This is a genomic window from Vibrio sp. B7 (assembly GCF_963888765.1).
GTDB lineage: Bacteria > Pseudomonadota > Gammaproteobacteria > Enterobacterales > Vibrionaceae > Vibrio > Vibrio anguillarum.
Genome location: NZ_CAWPKR010000036.1, coordinates 59255 through 76690 on the forward strand (window position 1 = coordinate 59255; position 17436 = coordinate 76690).

The window sequence follows — 17436 nt, forward strand, 5'->3', positions numbered from 1 at the left end:
GATTATAGGAACCGCCACACTGAGAGTAAAGACATGATAAGGGATTCCTTTATCCTACAAAACCTTTGTCTCGACAGGGTGTGCATAATTTTGGTTCAGTAGCCCAGCCTCAAACTCGTCACAAGGCATCGGTTTACCATAGAAATAGCCTTGGCCAAACTCACACCCTTCACTGATGATAAAGTCTTCTTGGCTTTGATTTTCAATCCCTTCGAGGATCACTTTCAGCTTTAATTTTTTGGCAACGTGAATAATTGAGCGAACAATTTCTTTATCTTCCTCACTTTGATCCAATTGATGTACAAAGCTTTTATCTATTTTTATGCAATCGAAGGGAAATTTTTTCAAATAGCTGAAAGAGGCGTAGCCCGTGCCGAAATCATCAAGTGACAACGTCACACCTAGTTGGTGTAGAATTCGCAGTGTGTTGCGAGCCACCACTTCATCCGCAATCAAACAGCTTTCTGTTACTTCCAACTCTAAGTACCGAGCTGGAAGTTGGTAGGTGTTCAGTAGCTCACGAACTTGGTCTGCGAATTGGGCATTCTTCAATTGGACGGCTGAAACGTTAATGGCCATTTTGAAATTATCGACCTGTTTTGCCCATTGGCTCGTTTTTTCGATGGCCGATCGCAGGACAAAGTTACCCACTTCAAAAATCAGTCCATTTTGTTCGGCCATGTGAATTAAGGTTTCATTGGATATATCGCCCAATACGGGGTGCCGCCAACGTAGTAGTGCTTCTGCCCCCGTCCAGCGATGAGTGGTTGGAGAGACCTTAGGTTGAAAATAGAGCATGAGCTCATCGTTGCGCACTGCTCGTAATAAGTAGCTTTCTAATTGGTTGATTTGCCGGAGTGAGTCACTGAATACTTGCGAGTGATAGCAAAATTTATGACCGGAATCTTTGCAAGAGACCATGGCAGCAGAAGCTTGTTTGAGCAGTTCTATAGCATTGTCAGTGTCTAAACTCGTTGCAATACCAATATAGGAATGAAGATGAACATTATGGTCATCGAGCTTAAATTCAGAATGACCGATTTCGACCAATTTATGGCACAACTTTTCCAAGTGACGCGCTAATAGTTTTGTTTTGACGATCAAGACTAAATCTGTCGATGTGGGTCGAGCGGTCAATATTTCAATTTTATCGCAGCGGCCTAGTCGCTCACGATATCGAGCGATGACTTGATCCCATGCTCGGTAGCCAAAGTGAGATTGAATATGACGAGCATTAGTGAAACCAATATGAATGGCGGCAACTTCGCTGTGCTGCTTTGTTGCTTGTAAAAGGCTATTTTTGAGCTCCAGTTCAAGTGCGTTGCGATTTAAAAAACCTGTGCTGATGTCATGCCACTTTTGATATTGAATCTGTTGTTCTGCGGCGCGGCGTTTATCGATCTCTTGCGTGAGCGAGTAGTTGAGATCAGCAAGATCTTGTGTTCGGTTATCGACGCGAAGCTGAAGCTCATCATTGAGCTGCTGAAGTCTTACTTGTTGGTATAAGGTGGTGAGATGGGATTCAATGGTATCGCGAAAACTCTCCAGTAACTGCCGATAGGTGGGGCCAAAATGGTTCTCCTTGCTATCGAGTACGCAAATGGTGCCAAATATATCACCATTCGGCCACTTTAATGGGATGCCACAATAGGCAATCATGCCCAGTGGTACATCTGGATTATGCATCCATTTTTTATCGGCTAAAGCATTCGGGACCAATAGTTCCTGCTGTGTTTGCATCACAGTTTCACAGTACAGACCTTGTCCTAAGGGTTCTTTATGTCCGGTTTGATAGGGGTTGTCGACGTTGGTATTTTTACAGAATATTTCGAGTTTTTGCTGGCTAGCACGCATGATTAATGCGCTCGGAACGTTTAAAATTTCAGCGAGTAAATTCACAATGCGCTGCCATCCATCCATCATTGAAGAGGGGATGAGCATCTCATGTGTCTTTATTTTCGACATATTATCAAATTCCTTTGGATGACAAAGCTTAAAAAAGCCGAGCATTCATTGCTCTAGACTGACGATGACAAGATCCGCTCCTATGACCATAGTATGGTATTAAGAATAAGAACGCGCCGCCAATGTAACAAAAAAAAGCCCCAATAAAATATTGGGGCATTGAGATAGTTAGCTGTGTCTCGTAAATGATACGGAAGGAGTTAATCGGCTTGCTTGATATAATGGTCGATATTAATTTCTTGAGCATAATCAACACAATCAAAGTCGAAGCCATTGAGCTGCATGAATTCTTGCTTAAAGCCCTTGTAATCACCTAGTTGCTTAAAGTTGTACTGATCCATTTTCTCCAGTAAATCGGCCACTTTTTGCTGAGTATCTGGGTTGAGCTCCCAATCATCCATACGGATCAGTCGTTCGCCATCAACGGGTACTTTGCCTTTGCTAGAGAGTTTTTCGCTAAACAGACGCTGCATCTGCTCGATACATCCTTCGTGCGTCTCTTTTTCTTTCATCACCTTATACAATGCGACAATGTAAGGGCTTAAATTGGGAATGAACACGCTCGCCTTCGTGACTAAAGCTTTACAAACAGTCGCATAAGCCCCGCCGCCATAGTTAGACAATTTTAGGTTGAGAGAGTGGCTGGTTTGGTGCAAATCAATTTTGGCGCGTCCAAGTGTACCGTCAAGATAAATGGGGTGAGTAATCTGAGGGCCGATGTATGAAAAAGCAATGGTTTTACACCCTTGTGCAATCGATTCAGTGTTGATCAGCGTATCTATCCAGTTTTCCCAATCCTCGCCACCCATCACTTTCAGTGTACTTTCGATCTCTTCGTCATTTGCAGGGGCAATGGTGGTTTCTACCCACGTATCGTTTTCTAGTAATATCGTCGCACCAGAAACGGCCTCACCAATCGGTTTGATGGCGGAGCGCCAATACTGATCTGAATTGGGTTTTGGTCTCATGCCGCTGGCGATACTGTAAATGACTAAATCGACTTCCCCTTCAAAATAGGTCTCTATCGCTTCAATCACTTGCTCGCGTACTGATGGTGAAAAAACATCCCCATCGATATTGACGGCGACTCGACCCGCTTGTTCGGCCTGTTGTTTAAAAAAGAGATTGTTGTACCAACCAGCACTACCAACCCCTTTTTCTGATGGCGTTTTTTCAAAGGAAACGCCAATCGTATCGGCTTCTGAACCACCAAAGGTCAGGGCAATGCGGGCGGCGAGCCCAAAGCCTGAAGATGCGCCTAAAATGAGAACTCGTTTTGGCCCGTGAGTGATCGGTCTGCAAGATTTTACGTAATTAATCTGTTGTAACACAGCTTGTTCGCATCCGAGTGGATGAGCAGAGCGAGCGACCACACCTTTGATCACAGGTTCAATGTGCATAGTTTGTACCTTTGCGGTTAGGGGAATGGTCTAAAAAATATCGTAAAACTAGGTAAAGTTCATTGAGCTGAGGCATTAAAATCAGAGATGCTCTGCTAAATGTTGCGCAACAAAATTGGCGATCCACGGCTGAGCGTCGACCGTCGGATGTAAGCCATCAGCCATCATCCACTCGGGTTTAATGATCACTTGCTCTAAGAAAAAGGGCAGTAACGGCACAGTGTGTTTGAGGCTAAGCTCAGAATAGAGGCTATAAAAGGCATCGCTGTAGCGTTTGCCATAGTTTGGTGGAATGCGGATCTGCATCAAAAGAGGGGTTGAGCCTGCTTTTTTTATTTGGCCAATGATGGCGGTTAAATTGCTGCTGATCAATTGAGGTGGAAAGCCACGCAATCCGTCGTTCGCACCAAGCTCAATAAGCACCGCATCAGGGGTATGTAGGGTGAGTAGTGACGGTAAGCGGGCTAGGCCATTGCCCGTTGTATCGCCAGAAATACTGGCATTAATGACATCAATGTCTGATTTACCTTCAGCTTGCAAGGCATTAGGTAGCAAGCTAGGCCAAGCGTTTTCAATCGGCATTTGGTAACCAGCGCTTAAACTATCACCCAATATCAAGAGTGTGGTACTACTAGCGCTAGCCGAGAATAATAAAATACAAATCAAGGAAAGAAGTCGAGTCATGCAAACATCCGTTATTAGAGCACATTCATTATCTAAAACAGTCTCTACCAATCAAGAGCATTTAACAATCCTAAAAGAGGTAAACCTAGAGATCAAAAGTGGTGAAAGCGTGGCGATAGTCGGAACGTCTGGTGCGGGGAAATCAACCCTGATGACGCTGTTGGCTGGGCTTGATACGCCGACACGCGGAGAGGTAGAGCTATTGGGTCAGCCATTGTCTCAACTGGACGATGAAGGACGTGCGGCGATCCGCAGTCAATCGGTTGGCTTTGTGTTTCAAAGCTTTTTGCTGATCCCAAGCTTGTCTGCGTTAGAGAACGTGACGCTACCTTGTTTGTTAAAAGGCGAAAAAGAGGATGTGGATCGTGCTAAATCCTTGTTGACGGCCGTTGGTTTATCGCATCGAATGCATCACTCTCCTGCACAACTTTCAGGGGGCGAGCAGCAACGAGTCGCGCTAGCAAGAGCCTTTATGATCAATCCGAAAGTGCTGTTTGCCGATGAGCCTACTGGCAACCTTGATCAAGAAACCGCGGCAAAAGTGGTTTCATTATTGTTTGAATTAAATAAGCAGCACGGAACGACCTTAGTGCTGGTTACCCATGATCCCGCTCTTGCGGCTCAATGTGATCGTATTTTCCACATGCAAGCTGGTATGTTGGAGGAGCGGTAATGAGCGAGATGTCGAGCCGTTCACTCAATAAACGATTAATTCGCTGGAGCTTAGGTGAAATCCGCCACGGACAGTTGTGGCCTATTTCAGTGGCGCTAACCTTGATCATTGCTTGTATTTTTGCGCTGACTGCCTTAGCTGAGCGTATGGAGCAAGTGATTGTTAAACAAGGTAAAGACGCACTCACTGCCGATAGTGTGTTTGTTTCCGCAAACCCACCCCCAGCGTCATTGCTCGATCAGATCGAGCGCTTGCAATTGCCGTCTTCACAACTTACGCGTTACGCGACAATGGCATTCAGTGAGCGCGGTATGCAGTTAGTCACTGTCAAAGCAGTGGATAGTGCTTATCCGCTACGCGGTGAAATGCGTCTTTCTGATGATGTGACGACATTTCAGCACCTTGCGCCGAATCAACTGTGGTTAGATGAACGAGTGTTTGCGCAATTAGACGTTCAAATTGGTGATCAGGTCACGCTGGGCGATGCCGACTTTACGGTATCGGGACGCATCCTTGAGGAGCCGGGACTCAGCTTTAATCCGTTTCAACAGATGCCCGCGGTGTTGATCCACCAAGACGATGTGGCTCGTACTGGTGCACTTCAATTGGGGAGCCGAGTGCAATTTAGCGTGTTCATTAATGGTGATGATGGACAGATTGAAGCAGTAAAACAGCCCGTTACTTTAACGCCTAGCGATCGTTGGCGCGACCGAAATAGCGCCAGCCGAACGAATGAGGTTTTTGAACGCACAGAGCAATATTTGTCGTTAACCGTAGCGATTGTGATCATCATGGCGGCAACCACATTAGTCCTGACTTGTCAGCACTATGTTTCTACGCGGCAAAAAACCATCGCCATGTTAAAAAGCCTTGGAGCGAGCAAACGTTGGATCCGCCAATGGTTGATCGTACAAGTGGTGATTTTGTTTGTTTCTGCTGCGGTGCTTGGGGTATTGATCGGCATTGGCCTAGAGTCTTTATTACGCGTGCCGCTGGTGGATTTATTGCCTACGCCTTTACCGAGTTATGGCGCTAAACCCGCTTTTATTGCGCTGATGGCGAGTGTATTGATCGCTTTTCCTGCACTCGGCATTCCTTTACTGCATTTGCTAGATACCAGTGCGCTCAATGTCATGCAAACAGAGCGAGCGAAACCGAATCATCGCCGTAATGGGTTGCTCATCTTGATTCCGTTAGTGCCGATGCTGTGGGCTTATTGGAATAATCTCTTAGTGTGGATTGTGTTGGCTGGGATAGTGACGCTTTTTGCAGTGCTTGCTGTGGTCAGTGTTTTGGTTGCTCGTAGTTTAGGACGTCTTCCGCTCTCTACCGCGCTTAAATTAGCGCTCAGCCGAATCAATCGTTCGGCAATCACGACCGGAGTCCAGTTCGGCGCGTTAGGACTATCGTTAATGTTATTGGCGATCATCTGGTTAGTGCGTACCGATTTACTCTCTGATTGGCAGCGAACCTTACCCAGCGATGCTCATAACGCATTTGCACTCAACATTTCACCAAATGAAGTTAATGATTACCTTAACACGTTAGACAGCGCCAACATTGTGCGTTCGCAAGCCTATCCGATCATCCGAGGGCGTTTATCGACTATTAATGGCATAGAGGCCAAGCAACAAGCTCAAGGTGAAGAGGGGAGTGATGCGTTGAGGCGAGAGCTCAATTTCACTTGGGGAGAATCGCTACCCAGCAATAACCAACTGACGGCAGGAGTGTGGACAGAGCAAGGTGGCGTTTCGGTTGAATCGGACGTTGCTCGTGATTTGGGGCTGAAACTGGGTGATAGTTTAGGCTTTGTGATCAATAGCCAAACCGTGGAAGCGAAAGTAAATTCCATTCGCCAAGTCGAGTGGCGAGAAATGAAGCCTAACTTCTATTTCATTTTTACCCCAGACCTATTGCAGGAGATCCCTGCCACGTGGCTGGTGAGTTTCAGAGCGCAAGATCAAGATAACGCCTTGCTTGCCACCCTTGCTCGCACTTACCCTACGGTCAGTTTGATGGATATCCGGGCAATGGGCGATAAGATTCAAACTTTGCTGACGCAAATTATCTGGTCAGTGACAGTGCTGGCTGCAATGAGCGTGATTGCTGGTATTTTACTGATTTTTACCCTGTTGCGTTTAAGTTTAAGCCAGAGGCAACAAGAAATTCGCTTATACCGCACTTTAGGGGCCAGCAAGCGCCGCGTTGAGCAGACTATTTGGGCTGAATACGGTTTGATGGCGCTCATTGCCGGAGTTGTCGCAAGCCTTGGCTCTGACGCGGTGGTGGCCAGCGTCATGAAGTTCGGTTTTGAACTAGAACCTATGGCGCATTACAGCATGTGGTTGGTGCTACCCTTGGCGACGTTTTGCACATTATCGCTGGTCGTGAGTAGTTTAATTAAGCGGCTGTTAACCCCTATAAATAAAGACTTTAACTAGCGGTATCGATAATCCCAGACTGAGTTATCCACAAAAACAGTGGATAAAGTTTGGGATAACTCGACGGCTTGATAACGGCCTATTTGCGCTTAGCCCCGTAGTTACCTTGGGTTGCGCAGTTTTGTTATTCACAAGGTTGAAAAAACGTCGTTTTGGCTTTATTGAGTCAAGCAATTTTTTAAGTTATTTGTCGATTATGCGTATTGCTTGTTAGTCGTAAAACAGATAAGACCACGTGAAAAATGTGATTTTAATAACGCTTTACAAGCTTTAGAATGCATCCGGGTTTTCCAGAGTACTCGTATCTTATGTCATATAAAAAGTTCAATACAGATTCTCCATGTGTCGCAATTATTGGTGGGGGTGTGGCTGGTGCCACTGCCGCCGTTCATATGGGAGAACTGGGGCTCAATGTGCTGCTTTTGGAAAAAAGCGCTGGCCTCGTTAATGGGCCGCCGATTTGCCATCTGCACGCGGGCGGTAACCTCTATCGCGAAATTTCGCAGCAGCAGTGTCTTGAGTTACTTAAGCAATCGATTGAAACCGTCAGGCTCTACCCACACACGCTGAATAAGCGACCGACTGTGATTGCTGTTCCGCATAGTGATGGCGGTGAGCCGCAAGCCTTATTACCAAGGCTAGAGCTTATTCAGCGCAGCTATCAACAATTGGTTGATGAAGACCCACGTAATCAGCAGCTTGGTCAACCCCAAGAGTATTTCAAACTCTACAGCCGTGAAGCACTGCAGGTATTAGCAACTCAGCAACAGAGTGATCAACCGACATCATTCGATGATTGGGTGATCCCTTTTGCTCAACATGCAGATTTAAATCAGTTGAAGTACCCAGTCATTGCGGTGCAGGAATACGGTTGGAGTGTTTTTCGGCTGGCGGCCAGTGCTGAGCTTGCGTTAGCGGCGATGCCTCATTGCCAAGTTTTAACGCACGCTAAATTAATCAAATCTGATTTTATTGATGAGCAATGGCAGCTCGTTTATTTGGATGATCAAGAGCATGAACACGTTATCCATGCCGATTATTTAGTCAATGCATGTGGTTATGAAACGGGAATAGTCGATGATTTGGCTAAGGCTCCGCGTCAACGCTTGGTGGAATTTAAAGCGGCCTACGTTACCCGTTGGGCAGAATGCGACCAGCAATGGCCAGAAGTGATTTTTCACGGGCCAAGAGGCACCCCACAAGGAATGGCTCAGCTAACACCGTATGCTGATGGTCTATTTCAGTTGCATGGTATGACCGAGGGAATCACGTTATTTAAAGATGGGTTAGTGGCCTCGCAAGCTGGATCATCACAGCCCGTATTGCCTGATTATCTCGAACGCAAAATTAAGAACGGTTGGCAACAGGACGCACTGCAAGAGCGCAGTGAACGAGCCATACACCACATGAGTCAGTTCATCCCACAGTATATTCAAGCTCAAGTGGCTGGTAAGCCACTGTTTGGTGCGCAGCAAATTCCTGGCCAAGATGCCACATTACGAGCCGCTGATGTTACGTTTGAAGCTCATAATTATGCGCGAATCGAAGTGGTCAAAGGTTCATCCGCGTTGGAAGCGGCAACTAAAATTGTTCAGCATTGGCAGTTAGTGAACGATGAAGACTTGCTACAATCGATAGAAGCTCGTCACCCAATCAGCATGAGTTTGGCTCTTGAGCAGGTGGAAGAGAAAGCCATCGCGTTAGCTAAGGCACGCGCTTATCCTGAAGCATTGGCAAAAATTGTCGGTATGGTTTGATTGGTGACACCTTGCGGTTTTCTAAAGGAGCAAGGTGATAGTCGTTAGTAGCCGAAATAACGCGCCCATTGGCACCAAACCTCTTGCAGGCCTTGTATATCACCTTTGACAAAACGTATTTTCTGCCCCGGTTTTGCTTGTGCCAAACGGGGCAGATCAATGCGAGCCACACACCCTAATTTAGGGTAACCGCCGATGGTTTGGCGATCGTTGAGTAAAATGATCGGTTGGCCATCTGGCGGGATTTGAATCGCCCCCAAAGCAATTCCTTCCGATAAAATAGGTGTCGCGGGTGGGGTAACCGTATCGCCATTAAGACGATAGCCCATGCGATCGGCATGCTGACTGACAGTGAAGCTGGTTTGATAAAAGCGATCGAGTTGCTGCGATGAAAATTGCAGGGCTTGGTAGCCTTCAATGACGCGTAATTTAAGTGGCAGATTATAATCAGGCTTATAACGAAAAGTAATGTGTACGGGTTTGTTATCGATAGCGTGGGGATTAAAGTGCAGTGAATCGCCCGCTTGCAGTGGTACACCGTTTTGCGTTAACCCACCAAGCTGTTCTTTGGGTACGGTGGCAACACTACCTAAATGGTGAGGCACAATGAACCCTCCGCGCACGGCCAAATAAGCTCTTAAGCCATTTTTGGCTAGGCCAAATTTCAGTGTTTGCCCGGCTTGCGCGCTAAAGCTTCGCCAATTACCAATCAGTTTTCCATCTAACGTGGCCGATAAATCACCACCTGCAATTGCCAGCATACATGGATGTTTAACATGAAATTCCGCCTGACCAAGCGTGATTTCAAGCGTTGCTAAATTGACTCGGTTACCCAGTAAATGGTTGGCCCAACTGTAGGCGTAATCATCGACTGGTCCTGATTGAGTAACACCGATATGACTGAGACCAAAGCGGCCAAAATCTTGAATTAAGCTCAGTTGACCGGGTTTTATCACCTGTAGTAGGGGGCTCATGAATGGTGCTCCCACTGCGAGGCTAATTGAGGTATTTCACCTCCTAATGATAAAAATTCCTCGCGAGTCATCGCTGTAAACTTCACTTTAGTTCCAATCGAAAAAGGCGTCATTGGTGTTTGATGAGGAGAAAAGAGCGCATGGGGGCAATTAGCGATGATATTCCATCCCCCGGGAGAGTTGTTCGGATAGACGGCCGTTTGCTGTTCTGCAATCGCGACGCTGCCTTTGGCCACACTAAGGCGTGGGGTGGCATGGCGCGGTAAGCGTAATTGTTCATCTACTTCAGCCATAAAGGCAAAGCCTGGTGCAAAACCGACGGCACAAACGGTGTAGACCGTTTGAGTGTGTAGCGCGATAACTTGTTGCGTGGATAAACCAAGCGCATGGTAGCGCTTCAAATCTGGGCCGACACTTTCATCGTAGTAAGCGCCAAGCTCAACCAAATTGTGGGTGGCTTCCACAGCTAAAGATAAGGCCGCGATCGCTGTGAACAATTGCTGCTCTAGCTCCCTTTGACTTATACGATAAGGAAGGTAATCGATCAAAATGGTAGTGTAAGAAGGGGTGACATTCATCAGGTAAGCAGAAAACTGCACCATGATCTGTTGCGCAATTTGTCCGATATCGAGTGAGAGATCGGCCGATGGCGGGTGAGCAAAACGCAATAAGAGGCTGCATTCCGCAACGGGTTCAATGCTGTAGTTCAATGCCACTTAACACTCCTTGTGATGACGTTGTGGCTGCTAGGAGATATACGAGTAATGGTTCAACGCTCTCGTAGACAAATTCGGATTTTCTCTATCAGTTCAATCGCTGCCGGATTATCGCCATGCACGCAAATCGTATCGGCTTCGATAGGGATCACAAAGCCATCCGAACTGGTCACTTTTCCGTAATCAACCAGTTGTTTAATTTGATTGATGATCGCCTCTTCATTAGTCAGCACCGCATTGGCTTGGCCTCTTGGAGTGAGCATACCATTAGCGAGATAAGTTCGGTCGGCAAAGGCTTCAAACAGCAATGGCACGTCATAAATATCGGCGATATCAAGGTAATCTTGGTTATTGCCTGAAGCTAAGATCATCAAGGGCACATTGAAGCAAGAAACTGCATCGACCACTGCGCGAAAGACAGATTTGTCACGCATCATATCGTTATATAAAGCCCCATGAGGTTTGACGTAGCTTATCTCGGCATTTTTGCTCTCACATAATGCCTTGAGTGCACCAATCTGGTAAATCAGTAACTCGCAGATCTCTTCTTCGCTAAAACTCATTGAACGGCGACCAAAACCTTGCAAATCGGGGTAACCCGGGTGAGCGCCAATCATTACATCAAATTGAATCGCCAGCTCAATCGTTCGGCTCATCACGTGTGGGTCAGAGGCATGAAAGCCACACGCAATATTGGCCATGTCAATCCAAGGCATCACCAACTCATCAGCGCCCATTTGCCATGCACCGAAGCTCTCGCCCATGTCACAATTGAGAGTGATTGTTCTTCTTGTCACGGGTTGCATCATCCTTGAGTGTCCATGTTGAGTAACTTGCCGTAATCAAAGGCAATATACAGTGATCCGATTCATTGTTTGGCGATAAGTATGGGCCGAAAGAGAGCGAATTGGCCTGATAGACAAACATTAAAGCAGATTGATTTATAAGTGAAGTTTAGGTTGAAAGTCGTTAAACTTGCACAACCAATGTCAGAAGGTAAAAACAATGAACGTATTAGTGACAGGCGGGATGGGGTATATCGGCAGCCATACCTGCATTCAAATGATCCACGCCGGTATGACACCCGTAATTTTTGATAACTTATACAATAGTAAAGCATCGGTTTTAGAGCGCATCGAAAAAGTGTCCGGTGTGAAGCCGCTGTTCGTCCATGGTGATGTACGCAACCAAGCACAACTGGTTGAAGTGATGAAAGCGCAAAATATTCAAGCGGTGATCCATTTCGCAGGCTTAAAAGCAGTCGGTGAGTCAGTAGAAAAACCATTGGAATATTACGATAACAATGTGAATGGCACATTGGTACTGGTGGCGGCCATGCGTGAAGCTGGCGTGAAGGCACTTGTTTTTAGTTCATCTGCAACCGTATACGGTGACCCAGCCTCAGTGCCTATTACCGAAGATTTCCCAACCAGTGCGACCAACCCTTATGGGCGTAGTAAGTTAATGGTTGAAGAGTGCTTGGCCGATTTCCATAAAGCCAACCCAGATTGGAGCATTACACTGCTGCGCTATTTTAACCCTGTAGGTTCACATCCATCAGGCGAGTTAGGTGAAGATCCACAAGGTATTCCGAACAACCTAATGCCTTTTGTCTCGCAAGTGGCTGTGGGTCGAAGAGCATTTCTCTCTGTTTTTGGCAGTGATTACTCCACTAAAGACGGCACAGGGGTTCGCGATTATATTCACGTAATGGACCTAGCCGATGGTCATATTGCTGCGCTGGAAAAAGTAGGCCAACAAGCAGGCTTGCACATTTATAACCTAGGCACAGGAAATGGCTACAGTGTACTAGAGATGGTGAAAGCGTTTGAACAAGCGTCAGGTAAAAGCGTGCCGTACCAATTGGTCGAACGCCGCGCTGGTGATATTGCGGAGTGTTGGGCAGATCCAAGCAAAGCGATGGCGGATCTAGGTTGGAAAGCGACTCGCAGCCTAGAAGCGATGACACAAGATACGTGGCGTTGGCAGTCAAATAATCCACAAGGTTATCCTGAGTCTTAAGCTCTTGCTTCAACTTCTCTGCGATGAATGAAATAAATAGCCAGTCAAATGACTGGCTATTTTGATCTGACTTGGTTACTCAAGCAATCCAATGATCAGTTAGTCCGATAACGGCTTAAAATTTCACCAAGGTTGCGCGAAGCGTTTGCAAGGCTAGCGACACCTTGCGATGAGGTTTGCGCAACACTGCGAATCGCATTGGATTGTGTACGAATATCACTCAGCTCAGCAGCAATATCATTAGCAACGGCGCTTTGCTCTTCGGCTGAAGTTGAAATTTGAATACTCATGTCATTGATCATTTTTGCTGATTCAGCAATTTGATTGACGTTATTGCCGATGTTAGCGACTAAATCACTACTGGTTTGAGCTTGACTAACCGTTTGCTCAGTAATGCGTGCGATATCTTGACTTTCGGTTTGCAGCTTCTCAATCATGGATTGAATTTCAACAGTAGCCGCTTGCGTGCGGCTAGCTAAGGTACGAACTTCATCAGCTACCACGGCAAAACCGCGCCCTTGTTCACCAGCACGTGCCGCTTCTATTGCAGCGTTCAGTGCCAATAAGTTCGTCTGTTGCGAAATGGCATTGATGGTGGTGATCACATCGTTAATCTGAGCTGTATTTTCATTCAATGTAGACACCGAATGAGAGGCTTGTTCAATGAACTTTGACAACTGGGAAATTTCATTAATCGCTTGCTGAACTAGTTGTGAGCTCTCTTCCGCTTGTTTTGAATCTTGATCGGCTTGCTGATTGGCTTGTTGGGAAATTGTGGAGACTTCTTGCGCCGAGGCCGTCATCTCTTCCATGGCCGTGGCGACGGAATCCAAGGAAGCGTATTGGCTACTGATTTGTTGCTCGCTCTCTTTCATCTCATGGGCAAAAGAGCTGGATGTCTCACCGAGAGTGGTGGCGTTTTGTTTTACTGAAACTACCAGTTCGGTCAAGGTGTCCATGGCGTTATCGAGCGCGCAGCCGATGGTACCAAACTCATCTCGACCGGGATGAAAACCTAATCGTGAAGTTAAATCACCTTTTGAAATTTTCAAGGTTGTTGTGTATAGCACCCACAATGCACCGCCAATAAAAGTAGCGACCCAATAGAGGAAAATAGCAAAAGGGATTGCCCACAAATAGCTCAACAGAAAAGTCGAGAGTGCCGATCGCCGAGCGTCTTTTTCAAGATAAGAGAGATTCTCTGTCAGTGCGTAAACTTTGCCATCGCTGTGTTTTGCTGTGGCGGTAATCACCCCTTTTTGATAACTAGTTGCGGCTAAAGAATGGCGAGTTTCAACCGCTGAAAGGGTTTGTGGATCTGCGCCGCTGGCAAGCAGACCTTGCAGTTTGTACTCAACGGCCAACTTCGATTGCGCTTCTATCTGGGCCAGTGAATCAACATAGCGATTTCCTGCGACAAAGCTTAAAGCGGTGAGGAATAAAGCGAAGATCACCCACATCTTGTCATTAATTGACATTTTAATGAACACGCGGTCAATCGTCCTGAACTGAACTTCTTTCATTGCTGCTCCGATATGCAAAAAAGTAATAGTAAATTTTATAAATATACTAAGGCTAAATGTGTGTGTTCGTGCAGAATTTTATGAAATGAATGTTGACTTAAATATCAAGATTGAGACTTTGATCTTATTTTAGGTTAAAAGTGGGGAGAGTAATATTACTCTCCCCACTTTTAACTTTAATTGATTAACCCAGAGCGGGTAGTACACCAAGGCTAATAAAGATTTGCGAAGTGACGATCATCAAACCAATGGTTGCTGTCATGGTCAGAGCCAGTTTGCCGCCTCTGACTTGATATTGTGTTCCACCCTGCGGTTGGAATACTTGGTTTGAACGCACTTTAATCACCATCACAATCGGTAAGAATATGGCCAAAATAGTCAACGCAATAGCCGCGTAACCGAGCGCCATAATAAAGCCTTGAGGGTAAAATAGCGCAAAGACTAATGGTGGCAGATAGGTGATGACGGAGGCAGCCATACGGTGCAATGGAATGTTCTTTTTCTTAATCGTATCGCCCATGAATTCAAACAAGCCCAAGCTTACGCCTAAGAATGACGTCAAAAGTGCAAGGTCGGCAAACACGCCAATAATGCTGCTTAAATTGGATTGATGAACGGTTTGCCCTAATGTCACAATTAGCGCACTCAGGCCGGAATTCTCAACCAGCTGAGGTTGGCTAACGACACCTAACGTGACGATCTGCCAAAAAATGTAAATAATCAACGGGATAGCAGAACCAATTAAGATGGCTTTGCGCAGCGAAGGGGTGTCGCCATCTAAGTAATTCACAATCGCCGGAATACTGCCGTGGAAACCGAATGAGGTGAAAATGACGGGAATTGCAGCAACGATTAAGCCTTGCTCAAGTGGCATACTAAGCAAGTATGACTGAGAAACATTAGGTGCAAGAAATGAGAGCACTATAATCATCGCGACCATTTTACCGGCAAACAGCAGGCGGTTCACTTTATCAACCGTGCTGGTGCCGATCGTCACCACAAGTGCAACCAGTAAAGTAAAAAGCAAGGTGCCTAGCGGATTGCTGATCTCAATGCCAGCAAACTCTGTCAGGCGATGAGTGAATTGTGCGCCGCCACCGGCAATGTAAGCTGCACAAAGCGAATAGAACAAAAATAGCATAGCAAAGCTCGCTACCCATTTTCCTTTTTGCCCTAAGATCTGTTTAGCCAATGTATGTAAGGTGGCGTCTTTGTCTGCATATTGATGGATTTCAACCATTAACAATGCAGTGAAAGCCATTAATGCCCAGAGGGCGATCATAATCAGTAATGATGTGCCAAAGCCGATACCTGCAGAAGCGAGCGGTAGAGCTAGCATGCCTGCACCGATAGTGGTCCCTGCGATGATCAAAGTACTGCCGAAAATCTTTGATTGAGTCATGGTGTAAAGTTCTTTATACGTTATGTTGTGTTTCAGGGAGTGATATATATGAATACAACGGGGTGTTGACCATTAATCCACTCATTTTGGGCTATATTGTAGAACTTCGGATTCATTTTCAACAGCTTTGTAAAAATAAAAATCCATGAGTGTATTTTTTTGTTTACATGGCAAGGTGGCGGCTAAATAAGAGTGGTCGAAATCGTTTCGCTGTGATAGATATTGTGGTGATGATTAATTTGACTATTCGCTTTCAAAAAACTGTCATATAAATCATTTAAAAAGGATCTTGCGACGTGATAATCCCGTCTCAGTAAATATCAAAGGAGGTCGATTAATGAGTGACCAATATAAAAACGATGAGTGCTTAGAGTGGCTCGACGCCATGGAGATCGGATTTGATTTATCCGATTATGACTCTGTATCTCATGAATGCTCTGAACAGAGCGCAGAATAGTACCAGCCAGCAGCCTATGCTGGCTATGCTCCTTACATTCCCCCCTCATGTATCAATTCCCTAACACTGCTGATTTCCGCTGATTTTGAATAGGCGATTACCTTGCGCTTTGTTACAATCCGCGCCCTGATTTCCAATAGGTAAGCTGCAATGTCTGATACTGTGCACCCATTCCAACGTTTAGGACTTTCAACCACATTAGTTAGCGCTCTGCAATCTTTAGGTTTTGAACAACCGACGGATGTTCAATCTCAAGCTATCCCGCATGTTTTGGCTGGTAAAGATGTCATGGCTGGGGCGCAAACGGGTACTGGCAAAACGGCAGCTTTCGGTTTACCTATTTTGCAACGTTTTCTTGATAACCAAGCCGAGCGAGAAGCCAATAGTAAAGTTGTGCGCGCGCTTGTTTTGGTTCCGACTCGTGAGCTGGCTCAACAAGTGTTTGATAGCTTAAGTGCTTATGCACAAAGCACTACATTGAAGATTGTCACCGCGTATGGTGGAACCAGCATGCAAGTGCAAACACGTAACTTGCGTGGCGGTGCGGATATTTTAATTGCGACGCCTGGGCGGTTAATTGACCATCTGTTTGTGCGCAACATTATCCTGACGCAAACCGAAGTGTTGGTGCTGGATGAAGCCGATCGCATGCTCGATATGGGTTTTTTGCCTGATATCCAACGTATTTTGAAACGCATGAATGATGAACGCCAAACGCTATTTTTCTCGGCCACCTTTGATGACAAAATCAAAGCATTAGCACACAAAATGATGCGCGACCCTGTCGGCGTGCAAATTTCACCGGCCAACGCGACCGCTGATACTGTAAAACAGATCGTTTATCCAGTGGATAAAAAACGTAAAAGCGAGTTATTAGCTTATCTAATTGGTTCACGTAATTGGCAGCAAGTCTTGGTATTTACCAAAACTAAACAAGGTAGCGATGAACTAGCCAAAGAACTGAAATTGGACGGCATCAAAGCGGCCTCGATCAATGGCGATAAAAGCCAAGGGGCGCGCCAAAAAGCATTGGATGATTTTAAATCAGGTAAAGTTAGAGCGTTGATCGCTACCGATGTTGCAGCTCGTGGAATTGACATTCAGCAACTTGAGCAAGTGGTTAACTACGACATGCCCTATAAAGCGGAAGATTACGTGCACCGTATTGGTCGCACAGGTCGGGCCGGGCTAACGGGCTTCGCGGTCTCTTTGATGAGCCGAGATGAAGAGTATCTGCTTGAAGCGATAGAGGCCTTACTCAATCAACGCCTGCCACAAGAGTGGTTAAAAGGGTTTGAGCCGAGTTTGTTGGAAGCCTTACCGACTGAGCGTAGCAGCCGTAAACCTAGCCGTTCAGCGGAAAAAAGAAAGATGAAAGCAAAACTAAACATCCATGCAGGTAGAGGTAAGCGATAAAGCGCC

13 protein-coding genes are annotated in these 17436 nt (G+C 46.0%); 5 read left to right on the forward strand and 8 right to left on the reverse strand.

The genetic code is table 11. The features are described 5' to 3' along the window. Positions 1-54: 54 nt before the first annotated feature. From AACV32_RS12650 to tesA, 3 genes are all read right to left on the reverse strand, one after another. Entirely contained in the window at positions 55-1965 is a 1911-nt protein-coding gene (locus tag AACV32_RS12650; RefSeq protein WP_170895209.1) for a sensor domain-containing phosphodiesterase, read from the reverse strand. 200 nt (positions 1966-2165) lie between these two features. Then, positions 2166-3365, reverse strand: coding sequence for an enoyl-ACP reductase FabV (gene fabV, locus AACV32_RS12655; RefSeq protein WP_170895210.1), 1200 nt, complete (start codon positions 3363-3365; stop codon positions 2166-2168). An 81-nt stretch (positions 3366-3446) separates the two neighbouring features. Then, positions 3447-4049, reverse strand: coding sequence for a multifunctional acyl-CoA thioesterase I/protease I/lysophospholipase L1 (gene tesA / locus AACV32_RS12660; RefSeq protein ID WP_017049000.1), 603 nt, complete (start codon positions 4047-4049; stop codon positions 3447-3449). Between tesA and AACV32_RS12665 the strand changes: the two genes are divergently transcribed. From AACV32_RS12665 to AACV32_RS12675, 3 genes are all read left to right on the forward strand, one after another. Then, entirely contained in the window at positions 4048-4722 is a 675-nt protein-coding gene (locus AACV32_RS12665; RefSeq protein ID WP_013867953.1) for an ABC transporter ATP-binding protein, read from the forward strand. The genes tesA and AACV32_RS12665 overlap by 2 nt on opposite strands. Beyond that, positions 4722-7163: an ABC transporter permease gene (locus tag AACV32_RS12670; RefSeq protein WP_017049001.1), complete on the forward strand. Its 2442-nt coding sequence runs from the start codon at positions 4722-4724 to the stop codon at positions 7161-7163. The genes AACV32_RS12665 and AACV32_RS12670 overlap by 1 nt, the downstream gene beginning before the upstream one ends. A gap of 275 nt (positions 7164-7438) precedes the next feature. After that, on the forward strand, positions 7439-8920 hold the full coding sequence (locus AACV32_RS12675; RefSeq protein ID WP_017046088.1) for an FAD-dependent oxidoreductase: 1482 nt from the start codon (positions 7439-7441) through the stop codon (positions 8918-8920). A 44-nt stretch (positions 8921-8964) separates the two neighbouring features. On the opposite strand, the gene AACV32_RS12680 is transcribed toward AACV32_RS12675, so the two are convergent. Genes AACV32_RS12680 through AACV32_RS12690 form a run of 3 tightly spaced genes read right to left on the reverse strand, consistent with a single transcriptional unit; the run spans position 8965 to position 11407 of the window. Continuing rightward, the gene (locus tag AACV32_RS12680; RefSeq protein ID WP_170895211.1) at positions 8965-9894 is read right to left on the reverse strand and encodes a 5-oxoprolinase subunit C family protein; all 930 of its coding nucleotides are present in this window, start codon (positions 9892-9894) and stop codon (positions 8965-8967) included. Further along, complete coding sequence (locus AACV32_RS12685; protein ID WP_017048796.1) at positions 9891-10610, reverse strand: 5-oxoprolinase subunit B family protein; 720 nt, start codon at positions 10608-10610, stop codon at positions 9891-9893. The genes AACV32_RS12680 and AACV32_RS12685 overlap by 4 nt, the downstream gene beginning before the upstream one ends. Before the next feature lie 53 nt (positions 10611-10663). Continuing rightward, positions 10664-11407: a 5-oxoprolinase subunit PxpA gene (locus AACV32_RS12690; RefSeq protein ID WP_026028339.1), complete on the reverse strand. Its 744-nt coding sequence runs from the start codon at positions 11405-11407 to the stop codon at positions 10664-10666. Positions 11408-11615: 208 nt separating this feature from the next. On the opposite strand from AACV32_RS12690, the gene galE reads away from it, so the two are divergent. Then, positions 11616-12632: a UDP-glucose 4-epimerase GalE gene (gene galE / locus AACV32_RS12695; protein ID WP_026028338.1), complete on the forward strand. Its 1017-nt coding sequence runs from the start codon at positions 11616-11618 to the stop codon at positions 12630-12632. Between the two features lie 95 nt (positions 12633-12727). On the opposite strand, the gene AACV32_RS12700 is transcribed toward galE, so the two are convergent. Next, entirely contained in the window at positions 12728-14155 is a 1428-nt protein-coding gene (locus tag AACV32_RS12700) for a methyl-accepting chemotaxis protein (RefSeq protein ID WP_026028337.1), read from the reverse strand. Positions 14156-14339: 184 nt separating this feature from the next. Beyond that, complete coding sequence (locus AACV32_RS12705) at positions 14340-15557, reverse strand: aromatic amino acid transport family protein (protein WP_017047351.1); 1218 nt, start codon at positions 15555-15557, stop codon at positions 14340-14342. 607 nt (positions 15558-16164) lie between these two features. Here AACV32_RS12705 and AACV32_RS12710 point away from each other — a divergent pair. Next, positions 16165-17430, forward strand: coding sequence for a DEAD/DEAH box helicase (locus AACV32_RS12710; RefSeq protein WP_017047353.1), 1266 nt, complete (start codon positions 16165-16167; stop codon positions 17428-17430). Positions 17431-17436 lie beyond the last annotated feature (6 nt).

Coding starts and splice junctions, on each gene's coding strand:
- AACV32_RS12705 (WP_017047351.1), bottom strand. CDS start 15,557: ATGACTCAATCAAAGATTTTCGGCAGTACTTTGATCATCGCAGGGACC.
- fabV (WP_170895210.1), bottom strand. CDS start 3,365: ATGCACATTGAACCTGTGATCAAAGGTGTGGTCGCTCGCTCTGCTCAT.
- AACV32_RS12650 (WP_170895209.1), bottom strand. CDS start 1,965: ATGTCGAAAATAAAGACACATGAGATGCTCATCCCCTCTTCAATGATG.
- galE (WP_026028338.1), top strand. CDS start 11,616: ATGAACGTATTAGTGACAGGCGGGATGGGGTATATCGGCAGCCATACC.
- tesA (WP_017049000.1), bottom strand. CDS start 4,049: ATGACTCGACTTCTTTCCTTGATTTGTATTTTATTATTCTCGGCTAGC.
- AACV32_RS12680 (WP_170895211.1), bottom strand. CDS start 9,894: ATGAGCCCCCTACTACAGGTGATAAAACCCGGTCAACTGAGCTTAATT.
- AACV32_RS12710 (WP_017047353.1), top strand. CDS start 16,165: ATGTCTGATACTGTGCACCCATTCCAACGTTTAGGACTTTCAACCACA.
- AACV32_RS12700 (WP_026028337.1), bottom strand. CDS start 14,155: ATGAAAGAAGTTCAGTTCAGGACGATTGACCGCGTGTTCATTAAAATG.
- AACV32_RS12665 (WP_013867953.1), top strand. CDS start 4,048: ATGCAAACATCCGTTATTAGAGCACATTCATTATCTAAAACAGTCTCT.
- AACV32_RS12670 (WP_017049001.1), top strand. CDS start 4,722: ATGAGCGAGATGTCGAGCCGTTCACTCAATAAACGATTAATTCGCTGG.
- AACV32_RS12675 (WP_017046088.1), top strand. CDS start 7,439: ATGCATCCGGGTTTTCCAGAGTACTCGTATCTTATGTCATATAAAAAG.